The following is a 16,187-nucleotide window of genomic DNA, read 5'->3' as shown; positions in this document are numbered from 1 at the left end:
CAAAATACCTTATTCATTTGATGCATAATTATGAGAGACTTAAATATAACAATAACAACAAAAAGGCAACGCACTGAATTATTGATCTTTGGTGTTTGTTTTGTACTGGCTTTCTTGCTGAATATCATTTCTATTATAGCCTTTGGTACGGAATGGAAAGAAGCATTTACACAGTTGCTATGGGTGCTTTGTCTAAGCATTGCTTTTTATGCTATTGCACTTTTCTTCCGTATCCTTTATTGGTTGATTTGTAATGTATTCGGGAGGAAGAAATAACAACTTATAGATGATAGATTGTCGGTTAGTTTGTAGAAAACTTTTATACTTACCGGTATAAAGAGTTTCGACCGGTCGGTATAACGACATTCTACAAAACGGACGCTTCTATCAGAATATTGACCACTAATAAAAGTAAATACGGATAAAAATGAGACAAATACTATTTGCCTTTTTGATTATACTTCTTCAGGTTACTATGTTACATGCCGGAGAATTGCAGAATAAAAACCATTCCGTTGCGGTTAAACCCGAAGACTTTGAAGGGAAAAACATCTCGGAACAGATATCTAACGCTCTGGATTTTATAAAAGAATGCAACGGTGGCACAATCCTGTTCAAAGACTCTCCGGTTTATCTTATATCAGAGGCAATTGCTTTGCCGTCTAACACAACGATGATTGTTGACGGATGTAAAATAAAGCTTGCCGATCAGGTGTTCGACAATATTATTCGTTCAGGAAATCTGGATATAGATGAAAATGATCCGAATGGGTATGTCAAGCAATTATTGCCTGCCGAGAACATTAAAATTATAGGATTGAACGGAGCAATAATAGAAGGTGCCGAAAATTTTTATGAAGGAGTAAACCCTAAGACGAAGGTGAAAGAAAAATGGTTGGGTGATTATTGGGGTTGGAGAAACTTTACGATATTGTTTTCTTATGTCGACGGATTTGAAATATCCGGATTGAAAGTACAGAAAACGCATAGTTGGGGAATTGTATTGACTAACGGATGTAAAAACGGATATGTTAATAATATAGATTTGCACACAACTGTTAAAAATGGCGATGGAGTAAGTATAATTCAGGGAGGCTCTGATATTGTGATTGAGAATATTACAGGAGAAACTTCTGATGATACGATAATCCTCGCTGCTTTTGACGAAACCCGGTGGAGCAATAATAAATATGTATTTCCTCTTCTTCCGGTAAGATATTCGGATTATTCTTATGGAGGCGACATACATGATATTACCTGTCGTAATATTGAAGCATCCGGTGTACATCACGTGATGATTCTGTTGCCTTCACAGCCTAAAATTTATAATATTTATTGTTCTAATATAAGCGACGGACCGAAAGGCGGAAAAAGAAAAGTTGTACGTATTTATGGAAATGGGCAATATGGACAAGGCTTTAAACCTGGAAATATGTATAATATCTTTATGAATGATATTCGCTCTTATAAGTCGGATATTGCTTTGGAATTTCTTGCTCCGGTATATAATTCGCATTTCAATAAAATCACACAACTTAACCCGAAAGGAAAAGATGTACAACTGGATCCAGGAAATGTAAATGTGAGGATAACCAATTCGGTAAAAAAATAATAATAGGATAAAGCAGAAAATTGCAACAATGAGTACATGTAAAAACCACATATTATTTTTTCTTGTTTTTTTTACAGCATGCATGGCTGTTACGGTCCTTTCTGCAGAGAATTATTCTCTGCAGAAAAGAACCGCAGAAGATGAAAAATATAAAGCGACTCTAACTGTAGACTATGCCAAGAATAACAATAAAACCACTAATGTAATCTATAAGACTGCTTCTCCGAAAACAAAATTATTGACTTTAAAAAAAGGAGTGAGCGAAAGAGTAAATACTGATACCGAAACCGATCCTGATATAGTATATAAAGTTAAGGTTCCTGAAGCCGGGAGGTACAGGTTATTTGCGGATGTGATTAGGCACGAGGTCATTAAACCCGGAATGAATGTAGAGACACGTTTGGTTAAGATTCAAATAAACAATCAACGTGTAACGAGACGTATCGTATCGAACCTGCATGAATATTCCGGGCATGATCTCGGCATATTTAATTTGGAAACAGGCCAGGAGTTAAAACTTTGGTTACCGGAAAAAATATCATTCGAAGCAATTCGTATAGAGAAATATGTTCCTCTGGAAGTACCGGCTGATGCTGCCAGTTATGTTCCAACGGTTGTTCCGCCTACAGACAGACCAAGACTATGGGTTAACAAGAATAATATTGCAGATGTAAGAGAGAACTTAACGAAAGGTGAAAATCTTGCGATATGGCAAATAGTAGAAAAAACAGCGAAAGAACCATTCCCTTTTCAATTCAATATACGGAAAGAAATATTTTATAATACGGAACTGGAAGACGCAGTCATTATTAAGTCTTTCTATTATCTTATGACCGGCAATCGCGAGATCGGAAAAGAAGCTGTTCGATTGGCGGTTGATTATTTATCAGTTTTAGAATTCGGTAATGTTAAATCCGGAGATATTACGCGTGAAATAGGAAAAGCTATTTATACGGCGGCAATTACTTACGACTGGTGTTATAACTTGCTGGACGAAAAAGATAAGCAAAGTCTTTATGATAACATGATGCGTCTTGCTCCGGATATGGAGATCGGGTGGCCTCCTTTCAAAGAGCATGTAGTAAATGGACATGCCAGTGAAGCTCAGGTAAACCGCGATTTTTTAGCGATGAGTATTGCTATATATGATAAAGACCCTGAACCATATCGTTATATCTCTTACTTGCTTCTGGAACATCTGATTCCTATGAGGGCATTTGAATATCAATCACCCCGTCATAATCAAGGTTTTGATTACGGGGCATATAGACATGGGTGGGAAATGCATGCTGCATGGATGTTTTATAGAATGACCGGAGTCCGCGTGTTTAACGATAATGTTGCTGATCTGCGGAAGTACTGGTTATATATGCGTCTCCCTGCTGGGGAGCGGATGTATGATGGGGATAAATTTTCCAAAACGCATTTTGCTTACCCCGAAACCTTATTGTTGGACTATTCCTATGCTGATGATGCTGTAACGAAAGGTGAATTTGAACGTCGTGGCGGATTGGAAAGAGCTAAAGACAATCCTGTTCTTTTTTTATTGGTGAATAATCCTGATTTAAAAGCAGAACATGATTTAACTTCTTTACCGTTATCTACAGAGTTTGGCCCTGTATTGGGAAGCCTGATTGCAAGAACCGGATGGAATATGGATAAAACAAGTAATGATGTGGTTGCCGAAATAAGAGGTGGAGGTTATCATTTCGGAAATCATAAACATGCCGATGCCGGTTCTTTTCAGATTTATTACCGTGGTCAACAAGTCGCAGATTTGGGAATATATGGAGCGTATGGCACACCATATGATTTCAACTTCTATAAAAGGTCTGTTTCTCACAATATGATACTTGTTAAAGATCCTGATGAAAAGTTGGCTAACAGAACAAAAATAAATGATGGAGGAAGCCGGTTTAATCAAAGAAATCCGAAATCACCCGATGAGGCTAAAAATGACCCCTGGTTTGATTACGGAACCGTACTTTCTGCAGATTTTGAAGCAAATACTCTGAAACCGTCATATAGTTATTTTAAAGCAGATTTGACCGCTGCTTACTATAGTAAAGTTGCTAATTATACCCGTAGTTTCTGTTTCCTTAATATGAATAGGGAAGATGTTCCGGCTGTAATTATTTTGGCAGACGATCTGTTTGCGTCCAAAGACAACTTTGATGCTTATTGGAAGATAAATACATTGAATAAACCAGGCCGTCTCGGTACCGACGTTGTATTACAAAATAATAAAGACGGCTTTGTTGGTAAGACCCATATTAATATGTTACTTCCATTACCGGAAAACCGGGAGATCGAAATTTCCAGCCTGAAAGATTCTTCTAGTGTATTAGGCCCTCAGTATCAGATTAAATCATCTTATCCCGAGGCAAATGGTTATCAGGTTGTTGCTTTTCCGAAGAAAAAAGAAAAGCACAATCGTTTCCTGACTGTTTTTCAAATGACAGCAGACAATACAAAGCCTATGCCTGTAGACTTTAAAGAAGAAAATGGCCAATATATTATATGTTTGCAAGATCGTATGGTATGCTTAAGCTCCGGTTATCAGCAAATACAAAGTCCGTTTACCTTAAAGGTTGATCAAAGTTCGGAATCCCAGATATTAATAACTGATTTGAAACCCGGTTTTTGGAATGTACAAAGCGAGAATGGGGCGATAAATATTAACTTCAAAGTTAAAACGGGTAAGAATACTATTTTCTTTAGAGGCGGTAAGGGAAGATATTTAATTACTCCCGGTCGCTCTTATGAGTTGGGTAAATAGTTAGAAGTTATTTGATTATAAAAAAAATTCCAGATAATACAGAATGACGTGATTTGAAGAATCTTTAGCTCGAATGTACTATTGAGAGGGTGAAAGAATCAATAGTTTTGCAAATCAAATGAAAGGAAGATAGATAACTGTTATTCTTCAAATTTGCTTTACGCTAATGGATAAGTAAAGATTGATTATTTCCTATAATCTAATGTCTAATTATAAATTAATATGAAAAACTACAAAAGATCTATTTTAGGAGTATTTCTTGGTTCCGCGATGTTGGGTTTACCCAATGTTGCTGCTTACGCGCATGTACCAGATAAGGTAGATGACAGCAGCAAAATTGGAATGCCGTCTCCTGCGCAACAAAAACAGTTGAGGGGTAGTGTCAAGGATGAAGCGGGCGAACCACTGATGGGTGCTAGTGTGGCTGTGAAAGGTACCACTAATGGAACAATGACTGATATGGACGGTAATTTCTCTCTTTCAGTAAGTCCGGGTTCAGTGCTTGTTATTACTTATCTCGGTTATCTGCCAAAAGAAATTACTGTTGATTCCAAAAATACCTATAATGTTGTACTGGCCGAAAATTCTCAAATGATTGATGACGTTGTGGTTGTAGGCTATGGAACGATGAAGAAACAGAATTTGACAGGTGCCGTATCTGCTGTTAGATTTGATGAATCGATGGAGAGTCGCCCTACAATGAATCTGTCTTCGGCATTGACCGGCCTGAGTGCAGGTTTAAATATCTCTCAGACATCGGCAGCTCCCGGATCTGAAGAAGTCTCTATTCTGGTAAGAGGTAAAGGTACAATGAATAATTCGGAACCTTTGGTTATTATTGATGGTGTACCGGGAGCATTAAATGATGTAAATCCGAATGATGTAGAAAGCGTATCTGTGCTTAAAGACGCTTCTTCTTCTTCAATCTATGGTTCCCGTGCTGCTAACGGTGTAATTCTGGTTACTACAAAGAGAGGAAAAGAAGGTAAAGTAAATGTTTCTTATAATGGTTATGTTGGATGGCAAAGTGCAGCGAAAACGGTCGACTTTGTAAGCGATATGGCTACTCACATGAGTTTGGTAAACGAAGCAGAAGGTTTTGAAAAGTATTCAAATAGTCTGATTGATCAATGGAGGCAAGAATCTGCCGCAGGTAATCCTCTGTATCCGAATACCAATTGGTATGATGAAATGCTTAAGACCTCAGTTTTGACGGAGCATAATCTGAATGTAAGAGGTGGTAGCGAGAAAATGAATTACTCATTGTCTCTTGGCTATTTGGACAATCAGGGAATTATTGATAATTCCGGCTCTAAAAAGTATTCATTCCGTTTAAATGTAGATTCAAAAGCAACAAGTTGGCTTGATTTGGGTGCCAACGTGTTTGGCTCATGGTCGGATAGTAAACCTATTAATACAAAAGACTTTTTCAACTACATCAGAAATACAACTCCGGGAGTTATTCCTCAATATGAGGATGGCCGTTATGGTGGAACTATGTTCAAAGACCTGGCAGAAGTTAGTAACCCGCGTGCTTATGTAGATAATATACGGGGTAACTATCAAAGACAAAAATTAGGATTGAAATTCTATGGAAAAGTGAAGTTCCTGAAGTTCTTTGAATGGGAAAGTAGCTTCGGCTTTAATTATGATAACAGATATAACTGGGAATATACCAATCCTTATTCTCTATGGGATTTCCAGTCTGGATATGAATACCAGCCAAAATCCAATATTGATAAACTGTTTAATGGTACACGAAGAGACTATTCAACTATTCTGAATACCCTTTTGCGTTTCAACTATTCATTAAATAAGGAGCATAACTTCGCGGTTTTACTTGGTTTCGACCAACAATATAGTCGTATGGATAAGTTTGATGCAAAGAAAAGCGATATACTTGGAAATGATGCCATATATATTATGGATGCCGGTGTTGAGAACGAATCTATAACCGGATCTGGAACCGATGATGCTCTCCGTTCTTATTTCGGACGTGTCAACTACGATTATAAAGGAAAATACCTTTTAGATATCAGTGCCCGTTATGATGGTTCTTCCAGATTTGCTCCTGCTAACAGATGGGGATTCTTCCCTTCTTTCTCTGCTGGTTGGAGATTAACAGAAGAATCTTTTGCCCAACCTTTGAAGACTGTTTTTGATGATATCAAGATCAGAGGTTCATGGGGTAAATTAGGTAACAACAGAATTGGAGATTATGCATATCAGGTTGTATATGGCTCTTCACCTTATTCTTTTGGCGGACAACTTCAGCAAGGTGTGGCTCCTGTAGAGTTGGCAAACAATAAAATTAAATGGGAAACAACAGCAATTACTAATATTGGTGTAGACTTTGTCTTGTTTAATAACAGACTATCCGTAAGTGCTGAGTATTATAATAAGAAAACCAGTGATATCTTAACACGTATTCCTATTTCATTGACAATGGGAAACTTTACTCCACCTTGGCAGAATATTGCAGAAATGACCAATAAAGGTGTGGAATTGCAATTGACTTACCATGGCAATGTTGGAAAAGATTTCTCATATAGCGTTAGTGGTAACTTAGCTACAGTGAAGAATGAAGTAACCAAGTTTAATGGCGACAGATCCATAGATAAAGCTATGATTACTATGGAAGGTAAGCCTTATAACAGTTACTACGTTCTTGAAGTAGATCATATCATTCAGGATCAAGCCGAAATAGACAAGTTGTTGGCTGACGGATATACTTTCGGAAGTGATATAGGCGGTACACCTAAACCTGGTGATTTCTTATATAAGAATACAAATGACGATAAAGCATTCAATTTGGAGGATCGCGTAGCAAAAGACTTTTCTTCCCTGCCTAAATTAACTTATGGTATTAGCATTAGTGCTGCATACAAAGATTTTGATTTTAATATCGTGGGACAAGGAGTCGGCAACGTAAAAGGTTATTGGGGTAATGACGGATTCAATACGTTCAATATTAACGAAGGATTCTTGATCAGAGAGAATGTTTTAAATCATTGGACTCCTGAAAACAGATCAACGGAATATCCTCGTTTGCAGACCTCAGGTTCGGCACTTAATACGGCATATAGCGATTATTGGTTGTATAATACTTCTTATTTCAGAATTAAGTCCATACAACTTGGATATACTTTGCCTAAACGATTGACATCTACCTTCTTGGTTGATAGATTGAGAGTATATACGAACCTTGAGAATTTCTTTACCTTTACAAGCTTCGACGGATATAACCCTGAAAACACAGATATATCTTATCCGTTAATGAAACAATGGGTAGTTGGTTTAAACGTAACATTTTAAATGAATAAGATATGAAAAAAATAATAATATCAATTATAGCATCTATATTCCTTCTGTCTTCTTGCAGTGATTTTCTTGACAGAAATTCATTGGTAGGACTTTCGGAAGGAGGATTTTGGAAATCGGAAGAAGATGCGATAATGGGCGTAAATTCATTATATAATGCGAATCGTGAATTTACAAACAGCATCGTAATATATGGTATGATGGACGACTTTACTGATATTTCGTACCAGTCATGGGCTACCGGATTGACAACCGGAAATTTCCCTACGAATGCTGTCTTTTATGAAACTTCATGGGGTATATTCTATAAAGGCATTTACCGTGCGAACACTGCTATTAAGCAGATTCCGGGTATCGAGATGTCGGAAGCTGTAAAGAACCGTACAATGGGTGAAGCAAAGTTTTTCCGTGGATATTTCTATTTTAAACTATGGGATTATTTTGGAGGTGTGCCTATTTATGATTATCCGATGAATGCAGACGAAGCTGATAAGCCTCGTAATACAGAACAGGAAGTGTATGATTTTATTGTGCAGGATATGACAGATGCTATTTCTTTATTGCCTGAAAGTTATGGACAATCAGACAAAGGCCGTGCTACAAAATGGGCTGCATTGGCAATGAGAGGTAAAGCACATCTGTGGGCTAAACAATATGACAAGGCTGCTGCCGATTTTAAAGAATTGATGGAAAAGAGCGACCGCAAGTTGGTGGATGATTTCCATTCACTATTCCGTGTTGCAGGAAATAATAACAGCGAAGTTATTTTTGATGTACAGTATGTTGCCGAAGCAAAACAAGGTATAGCAACAGACCGTAATTATGGAAATTCGGGAGGTGCAACATCCGGATCGCAGCGTACCCGTCCTACTCCGGCACTGGTAAATGCTTTTGAAATGGTTGACGGAACCTCTTTTGATTTCAAAAATTATAAAAATGCAAAAGGTACTACTTTTGATCCTAACAATCCGGAAGACTGGAATGATGAAGCCTCTGTTAGAAAATTGTTTGAGAACAGAGACCCTCGTATGCATCAGGCAATTATTGTTCCCTGGTCTGAATTTGAAGGAAAAAGTGGAACGCTCCTTTATAAATTTCCGGTTGATAAAACAGATCCGGGTGCTTTTGTTCCGGTTTGGGCAAATGGTAGCTATTCATGGAGAAAGTTTGTGGAAACAGGTTCTACATATACATTGCAGGATAATATGCCTCAGAACTTCCCTCTTATCCGTTTGGCCGATGTTATGTTGATGTATGCTGAAGCTCAGAACGAAGCTGTTGGTGCAGACCAATCTGTTTATGATGCAATAAATGCTGTTCGTAAAAGGGCAGGTATAAAAGAACTTCCTGCCGGGTTGAGTCAAGCTCAGATGCGTGAGAAAATTCGTCATGAAAGAATGGTTGAACTTTGCGGTGAAGGACAGAGATATTCGGATATCCGCCGTTGGAAAATAGCGAAAGATGTAGTGGATGGTGTTTGGATGACTGAATTTACAGGTGTGAAGATCCGTCAGAGAGGATTCCCTGATCACTACTATTTGTGGCCAATTCCTCAAAAAGAAATGGATTTGAATCCAGCTTTGAAGCAAAATCCGGGATGGAATTAAAATAAGTGGATAGTAATGTGTTGACCCCCGAAAGTTATTTCTAATTTTCGGGGGTATTTTTTTTATCAGAAGATAGACAGGTAAATAAGAAAAGAGGCCAACTAACTTTTTATTGTTAGCAGGCCTCTTTTATCTTGTAATATCAGGAAGTAAATTACCCTATATTCTTTACCTTAATCAGATATTCTGCAATCTGAACAGCGTTCAAGGCTGCACCTTTCTTGATTTGATCGCTTACTGTCCAGAATGTTAAACCGTTCGGATTTGTAAGGTCTTTTCGTATGCGGCCAACATAAACAGGGTCTTCTCCCGCAATGAATAATGGCATCGGGTAGTCTTTTTTTGCCGGCTCGTCTTGCAATACGACACCTTCTGCTTCAGCAAATGCTTTGCGGGCTTCTTCGATGCTGATAGGACGTTCTGTTTCAATCCAGGTAGATTCGCTATGAGCGCGCATAACAGGTACACGTACGCAAGTAGCACTTACTTCAATATCCGAATGCATGATCTTGCGGGTTTCGTTATACATCTTCATTTCTTCTTTTGTATAACCGTTTTCCAGAAATACGTCTACATGAGGAATGACGTTGTAGGCCAGCTGATAAGCGAATTTCTCCACTGTCGGTTCTTCGCCTTTCAACAGTTGCTCATATTGTTTTACCAATTCGGCCATAGCTGTGGCACCTGCACCACTGGCAGCCTGATAGGTAGATACATGTACGCGTTTGATATGCGACAGATTTTCGATTGCCTTCAACGCAACAACCATTTGAATGGTAGTACAGTTAGGGTTGGCAATGACACCGCGCGGACGATTCAGTGCATCTTCCGCATTGACTTCGGGAACGACCAAAGGTACATCGTTATCCATACGGAAAGCACTTGAATTGTCGATCATGACAGTACCGAATTTGGTGATTGTCTGCTCGAATTCGCGTGATGTACCTGCACCGGCCGAAACAAAAGCAACATCAATTCCCTTAAAGTCGTCGTTATGTTTAAGTTCCTTGACAGTAATCTGTTTACCACGGAAGTTATAAACATGTCCGGCACTGCGGGATGAACCAAAAAGGATAAGCTCATCCATCGGGAAGTTTCTTTCGTCGAGTACTCGCAGGAATTCTTGTCCTACGGCTCCACTTGCTCCAACAATTGCTACTTTCATTTTGAGCACTAATTAATTTGTTTGTAGAAAAAAATGTTATAATTTTACGTTGCATAGAAATATAAGTCTCTTTATGCTACAACGTTTTGAGGCACAAAGATATGCAAATTATAACAAAACCATATAACTATGAGACAAATTATTATTATTATCTTCTTGTTTCTGCCTTTTTGTGTTTTTGCACAACTCATCGAATCATTTGACGGACCAGATGTAAATTCTGGTAATCCCTGGGTTGCCCCAAAAGGCTTTTTTCGTATTGATAATGGATTGCTCCAATTTGACGGAAGTCGTTTAACCGGAGATTTTTCTTGCTATGTTCCTGTAATATACTCGAAAAATATGGAATGGCAGATAGATGTAAGTCTTTCTTTTAAGTCTTCAAATTCTAATCATGCCCGTATTTATGTATATGCAACCGATAGTCCGGCTTCAGTCCTTTATTATTTGCAAGTGGGACATAATGACCATAATGTCTCTCTTTATCGACAAAAGGGAAACGGAACTCCACAGCGAATTATTAACGGACGGAAAGATCTGCTAGGTACAGGCGCCTCTTCCGTGAAAATAAAACTAACGATGGAAAATGAGAGAATATGGACACTTTATACTTCTGTAAATGGAAATGTTTACAAACAGGAGGGACAACCATTTACAGATAATCCCTTGTCCAATATACGTCCCGGGGGCTATTTCAATATTACTTGCCGTTGCAAGGCCTCTTCTTTAAAGAATATGGTCTATGCATTTGATAATATCAGAATCATATCTGAAATAACTTCAACTCCAACTGTCCCCGAAAAGGAACCCGGCGGACAACCGGATGATAAACCTTCTACCGGAACTTCTATTCCCAAGCTTTTATCTTTGGCGGAGGAAGACCAATATTCGCTACTCCTTTCATTCGATCAGAAAGTGGATGCACGAAAAAGTGTGTTCCTGTTAGATGAAGATAAAGCCAATGAGGTCTATATTTCGGATGACGAGACAATGCTGAAGCCTGTTTGGGTAACCAGCCGACAAAAAGCAGCCGGTTATACATTGACTTATTCCGGGATAGTAGCAAAAGGAAGAACAGATGAATGTAAAGGAAATAAAGCTTTCGTTTCGACATTGGGAAATGATCCCGATGATTTTGAAAATGATCCTGATGGTTTTGAAAAACCATCGGGATGTTTTATTTGCATCAATGAGATCATGGCCGATCCCAGCGGATTGGATGTTTTGCCCCGGACAGAGTATGTGGAATTATATAATGCTTCTGCTACTGCCTGCCAACTGGAAGGGTGGATGTTTGTTTATAATGATATATCTGTTAAACTTTCGAGTCTATTGCTTCCTGCCGGAGGTTATGTGGTACTATATAAGGAAGGAAGGGAGGTGAAACTTGATCCTGCGGGTAACGAAATGCCTCTGGTTAAGTTTCCGGCACAACTGGCAAATAATGGCAAAACGCTCCAACTGAAATCCCCGACTGGCGAATTGATTGATCAAATTACATATCCGAAAGCTAAACCCGGTATTGCCTGGGAGCGTTCAGGACAAGGTTTGTATCTGTCTACCGATTCTAAGGGTGGAACTCCCGGTGCGGTAAATTCACGTCCGGATAACCCCCAACCTCCGACTGATTTGGAAGACACTTCTGTGAATCCTTTCGAGATGGTTTTTAATGAATTGTTGCCGGACCCTTATACCGGCGGTAGCGAGTATATCGAATTATATAACCGCTCAGACCGGAAATTGTCGGTAAAGGGACTGTCTATTGCCACCCGGAAGTCAGACGGTGCGTTAAGTACACATTATCCGTTGTCGTCGGTTCCTTTCGACATAGAGCCGAAAGGGTATCTTTTGTTGACAAAAGATGTAGAAGGTATTTCTTCTTTTTATCTTGTTTCTTCACCGGAATCGTTGCATCAGCAGAAATTGCCGGTATTGGCAAATACTTCATCTGCTTTGGTGCTGTTTCGGACGAAAGATGAAGAAGTGATAGATGAAGTTGCTTATTCTTCCAAATGGCATGCGCCTTCTGTAAAGAATGGGAAAGGTGTTTCGTTAGAGCGGATTGATCCGGATGCTGCAACGCAGGATGCTGCCAATTGGACATCGGCGGCCGAAACTACCGGCTCAGGTACACCGGGTTATCGTAATTCTCAATACAAAACAACAGGAACCGGGCATCCTGTTTCTGTTGAAGCTCCTGTATATTCCGAACTTACCGGAGAGTACACAATCCTTTATTATATGGATAAACCCGGATATAATTGCAGGATGTGGGTGTTTGATACAACTGGCCGGCGGTTGGCGGAAATAGCCAACCATGAACTGCTTGGAGTTGAGGGAAGATTGCTATGGAACGGTATAGGACAAAATGGTTGCCGGCCTTTGCCGGGAATCTATATATTGTATATCGAACTATTCCATCCTGACGGGACAACCAAATCCTATAAAAGGGTGTTTCTTATTCATTAAAATAGAGCTGGCCGGCAGGTAAGGACTGTTTTTTACTATCTTTGTATCCCTAACTAAATTTAAAGTTTGAGTCATGAAATATAATGTACTCTGTTTTCTTTTGTCATTTGCTATGGTGTTCTGTTCATGCAGCCGTGATGACGAACCGGTTAACAAAGCCCGTACTGTGTTAGTATATATGGTTGCCCAAAACTCATTGTCCGGTTTTGCTTCGAAGGATTATGAGGAAATGAAGCAAGGCATGCAGGAGGTAGATCCGGCATCTTGTAATCTGCTGGTGTATATAGATGATAATTTCGCTCCTCGCTTGCTGCATCTTACTAAAGATAAAAAAGGACAGGTTGTAGAAGAAGTGGTGAAAGAGTTTGGCGAACAGAACTCATTAGATATATCTGTTATGAAAGGTCTTCTGTCTGATGCTTTTCAAAGATATCCGGCCGAAAGTTACGGCCTTGTTCTTTGGTCTCACGGCGAGGGCTGGCTGCCTAAAAGCATGATGCGCTGGTGGGGGCAAGATGGCGATGACTATATGGATATTTCGGAACTACACGAAGTGTTGCAAAGCATCCCGCACCTGGATTTCCTCTTTTTCGATGCTTGCTTTATGGAGTCTGTAGAAGTTGCCTATGAATTGCGGGACTGTATGGATTATTTAATTGGTTCTCCAACCGAGATTCCGGGTCCGGGAGCTCCTTATCAGCTGGTTGCCCCCGCTTTCTTTGTTAAAGAAAATGCAGGATTGGCAATTGCCACTGCTTATTATGAATACTATAATGGATTGTATAAAGGTGGCGCCGGGCTTAGTAATTCTAACTGGACGGCCGGTGCTTCGGTGGCTGTGCTAAAGTGTAGTGAGCTGGAGCACTTAGCTTCTGCCACGGCAAAAGTGCTTCCTAAGTATATCCAAAACAAACAGGATATTGCTGTTTCCGGTGTGATGTGCTATGATAAACGCTACATGCAGTATTATTATGATTTGGAACGCTTTATTTATAAATTAACGGGGGGCAACAGCGATTATACCGAATGGAAGTCTGCATTTGATGCTGCCGTGATTTATTGGAAGACTACTCCGAAGAACTTCTCCGGACTGGTTCAAAGTATGTTTGCAATGGATCTTGATGCCGGCGGTGTTTCCGGATATGTTCCCCGCTCCTCGATGGCATCCGTAAATGCGTTTTATCAGAACTTGGCATGGTATAAAGTGGCTGGCTGGTCGCAAACAGGCTGGTGATGCCCGGGAGGCATTGACATTCCCCTGACGAAACCATCCCCCTACCTAGGGAGGTCTTTTCTCCTTACCTAGGGAGATCTTTTCCCCCTACTAGGGGAGATTCTTTCTCCCTACCTAGGGGGATTGGTCTGACAGGGGAGGTCGGGACGCCGGCCTCTTCACCTTCTGCTTCTATTTTTCAGGTGTAACTGTTTTATTTCTTGCTCCGGCCAGAATGCCTTGTAGTTTGTAAACCACTTGGGGGTGTAGGAGGGCTTGGTTGTTTTGCTCGCCCTCTTTTGTCATATCGTAGAGTTGAGGGTCTCTCGAATATCCGGTTTCTACATTCTCCCGCGGCATAAGCGGAGCGCCTGCGCTTGGTTCGATATACTTCCAGTCTTTTGTGCGTACGGATAGGGCGCGGTTTAATGCCTGTTCTATTACCCAGGGACGTCCTTCATTATCTTTGCCTAACCAGGCATTGAGGTAGTCGTAACTGTCGGGAGCGCTTCCTTTGGGCAGGCGCGAATTGGTTAATGCCGCCAATGAAGCAAGCCAGTCGATCTGGCAAACCAGGGCATCGGATACGGTGGCTTTCTTAATTTCTTTTGGCCAATGTACGATTGCCGGGATGCGTGTCCCGCCCTCAAATGCGCTGTATTTGTTGCCTCGTAGCGGGCCGGTTGGTTTATGGTCGCCCAATAATTCTACGGCTCTGTCTGCATAACCATCATCTACTACCGGGCCGTTGTCGCTGGATAGGATAATTAATGTATTCTCTGTTAAGCCCAGTTCGTCCAGTGTTTTCATTAATTGTCCTACTGCCCAGTCGAATTGGGCAATTGCATCTCCGCGTAGTCCCATCGGGCTCTTGCCGCGGAAACGGTCGTGCGGAAAACGGGGTACATGCACATCGTTTGTGGCAAAGTACATGAAGAAGGGTTTGCCTTTGTTTGATCTTACAAAGTCTATTGCATGTGTTGTGATAGAGTCGGCAATGTTTTCGTCTTTCCAAAGGGCTTTGCCGCCTCCTCTCATAAATCCGATACGGCTGATACCGTTAACGATAGACATATCATGCCCGAAGCTGGGCTTCTGGTTGTATAGGAGTTCGGGGTTGTCTCTTCCGGTAGGTTCTCCCGCAAAGTTCTTTTCGTAGCTTACCTCGATGGGGGCAGACGGATCGTAGTTTGCTACCTTGCCATTTTCTATAAAGACGCAGGGTACACGATCGGCTGTGGCGGCCATTATATATGAATAGTCGAAACCTAAGTCGCCTAAGGCTGTTGGCAGCGGAGCATTCCAATCCTGTTCTCCGGTTTTATCACCTAAGCCCAGATGCCATTTTCCTATCGCGGCTGTGGCATATCCTGCATTTTTGAACATGTCGGCTATTGTGTAGCGTTCGGGGCGGATAATCATACCTGCATTGCCGGCGGCAATATCTGTGCCGGGCACACGCCATGCATATTCGCCAGTGAGCATAGAATAGCGTGAAGGCGTACTGGTAGAAGCTGTTGCATAAGCGTTGGTGAAGCGGATGCCTTCGTTTGCCAGCCGGTTTACATTTGGTGTTTGAACACGTTTGGCTCCATAACATTCCAGATCTCCGTAACCTAAATCGTCGGCATAAATAAGGATTACATTGGGTGTTTTCTGTTGCGTTTGTTGTTGTTTCTGGGCATGTATTATACCGGTAGCCAGAAACGAGGCTCCGATACCCAGGATAAGTGTTGATTTCATGTTGGTAAATATTCTATTTCTTGTTTAGTTCGTAAAGATATGAATATTTACCGGATGGTTGCTGTTCCTGTGTTATCTTTCCATGCTTCGACACTTTGATTGAATTCAACACCGGTAGATGTAACAGTAACACTGATTGTTGTTGTACCTGCTTCTAATGTAGCAGTTGGCGTGAATTGATAATCTGTACCGTCTTTTTACATTCTCCCAAATCAGTATCCAGAAGTATTCTATTTAAAAACGGACTAAATTGTTTTTTCTGCTCAATAAGTTGTGAA

General features: G+C 40.4%; 9 protein-coding genes. 7 read left to right on the top strand and 2 right to left on the bottom strand.

The features are described from left to right. Positions 1 to 30 precede the first annotated feature (30 nt). From C4S38_RS12740 to C4S38_RS12720, 5 genes are all read left to right on the top strand, one after another. Entirely contained in the window at positions 31 to 276 is a 246-nt protein-coding gene (locus tag C4S38_RS12740) for a hypothetical protein (protein ID WP_103984026.1), read from the top strand. Between the two features lie 151 nt (positions 277 to 427). Further along, positions 428 to 1,612: a glycoside hydrolase family protein gene (locus C4S38_RS12735; RefSeq protein WP_103984025.1), complete on the top strand. Its 1,185-nt coding sequence runs from the start codon at positions 428 to 430 to the stop codon at positions 1,610 to 1,612. A gap of 28 nt (positions 1,613 to 1,640) precedes the next feature. Next, the gene (locus C4S38_RS12730; protein WP_103984024.1) at positions 1,641 to 4,391 is read left to right on the top strand and encodes a heparinase II/III family protein; all 2,751 of its coding nucleotides are present in this window, start codon (positions 1,641 to 1,643) and stop codon (positions 4,389 to 4,391) included. A 222-nt stretch (positions 4,392 to 4,613) separates the two neighbouring features. Next, positions 4,614 to 7,706 carry a SusC/RagA family TonB-linked outer membrane protein gene (locus tag C4S38_RS12725; protein ID WP_103984023.1) on the top strand — a complete coding sequence of 1,031 codons (3,093 nt, stop codon included), beginning with the start codon at positions 4,614 to 4,616 and terminating at the stop codon, positions 7,704 to 7,706. A gap of 11 nt (positions 7,707 to 7,717) precedes the next feature. Next, the gene (locus C4S38_RS12720; RefSeq protein ID WP_103984022.1) at positions 7,718 to 9,319 is read left to right on the top strand and encodes a RagB/SusD family nutrient uptake outer membrane protein; all 1,602 of its coding nucleotides are present in this window, start codon (positions 7,718 to 7,720) and stop codon (positions 9,317 to 9,319) included. 154 nt (positions 9,320 to 9,473) lie between these two features. On the opposite strand, the gene C4S38_RS12715 is transcribed toward C4S38_RS12720, so the two are convergent. Then, a complete protein-coding gene (locus C4S38_RS12715) occupies positions 9,474 to 10,484 on the bottom strand; it encodes an aspartate-semialdehyde dehydrogenase (RefSeq protein ID WP_103984021.1) in 1,011 nt (336 codons plus the stop codon). A gap of 129 nt (positions 10,485 to 10,613) precedes the next feature. Between C4S38_RS12715 and C4S38_RS12710 the strand changes: the two genes are divergently transcribed. Both C4S38_RS12710 and C4S38_RS12705 read left to right on the top strand, forming a co-directional pair. Beyond that, complete coding sequence (locus tag C4S38_RS12710) at positions 10,614 to 12,953, top strand: lamin tail domain-containing protein (RefSeq protein ID WP_103984020.1); 2,340 nt, start codon at positions 10,614 to 10,616, stop codon at positions 12,951 to 12,953. Between the two features lie 73 nt (positions 12,954 to 13,026). Further along, positions 13,027 to 14,187 carry a clostripain-related cysteine peptidase gene (locus tag C4S38_RS12705; RefSeq protein ID WP_200817976.1) on the top strand — a complete coding sequence of 387 codons (1,161 nt, stop codon included), beginning with the start codon at positions 13,027 to 13,029 and terminating at the stop codon, positions 14,185 to 14,187. A gap of 171 nt (positions 14,188 to 14,358) precedes the next feature. Here the strand turns inward: C4S38_RS12705 and C4S38_RS12700 are convergent, their stop codons facing one another. Continuing rightward, positions 14,359 to 15,909, bottom strand: coding sequence for a sulfatase family protein (locus tag C4S38_RS12700; protein WP_103984018.1), 1,551 nt, complete (start codon positions 15,907 to 15,909; stop codon positions 14,359 to 14,361). Positions 15,910 to 16,187 lie beyond the last annotated feature (278 nt).

Source organism: Parabacteroides chinchillae, assembly GCF_900108035.1.
Lineage (GTDB): Bacteria > Bacteroidota > Bacteroidia > Bacteroidales > Tannerellaceae > Parabacteroides > Parabacteroides chinchillae.
Note: the sequence above shows the minus strand (reverse complement) of the source record. Positions and strands in the feature narration are given on the sequence as shown.

Coding starts and splice junctions, on each gene's coding strand:
- C4S38_RS12740 (WP_103984026.1), top strand. CDS start 31: ATGAGAGACTTAAATATAACAATAACAACAAAAAGGCAACGCACTGAA.
- C4S38_RS12735 (WP_103984025.1), top strand. CDS start 428: ATGAGACAAATACTATTTGCCTTTTTGATTATACTTCTTCAGGTTACT.
- C4S38_RS12730 (WP_103984024.1), top strand. CDS start 1,641: ATGAGTACATGTAAAAACCACATATTATTTTTTCTTGTTTTTTTTACA.
- C4S38_RS12725 (WP_103984023.1), top strand. CDS start 4,614: ATGAAAAACTACAAAAGATCTATTTTAGGAGTATTTCTTGGTTCCGCG.
- C4S38_RS12720 (WP_103984022.1), top strand. CDS start 7,718: ATGAAAAAAATAATAATATCAATTATAGCATCTATATTCCTTCTGTCT.
- C4S38_RS12715 (WP_103984021.1), bottom strand. CDS start 10,484: ATGAAAGTAGCAATTGTTGGAGCAAGTGGAGCCGTAGGACAAGAATTC.
- C4S38_RS12710 (WP_103984020.1), top strand. CDS start 10,614: ATGAGACAAATTATTATTATTATCTTCTTGTTTCTGCCTTTTTGTGTT.
- C4S38_RS12705 (WP_200817976.1), top strand. CDS start 13,027: ATGAAATATAATGTACTCTGTTTTCTTTTGTCATTTGCTATGGTGTTC.
- C4S38_RS12700 (WP_103984018.1), bottom strand. CDS start 15,909: ATGAAATCAACACTTATCCTGGGTATCGGAGCCTCGTTTCTGGCTACC.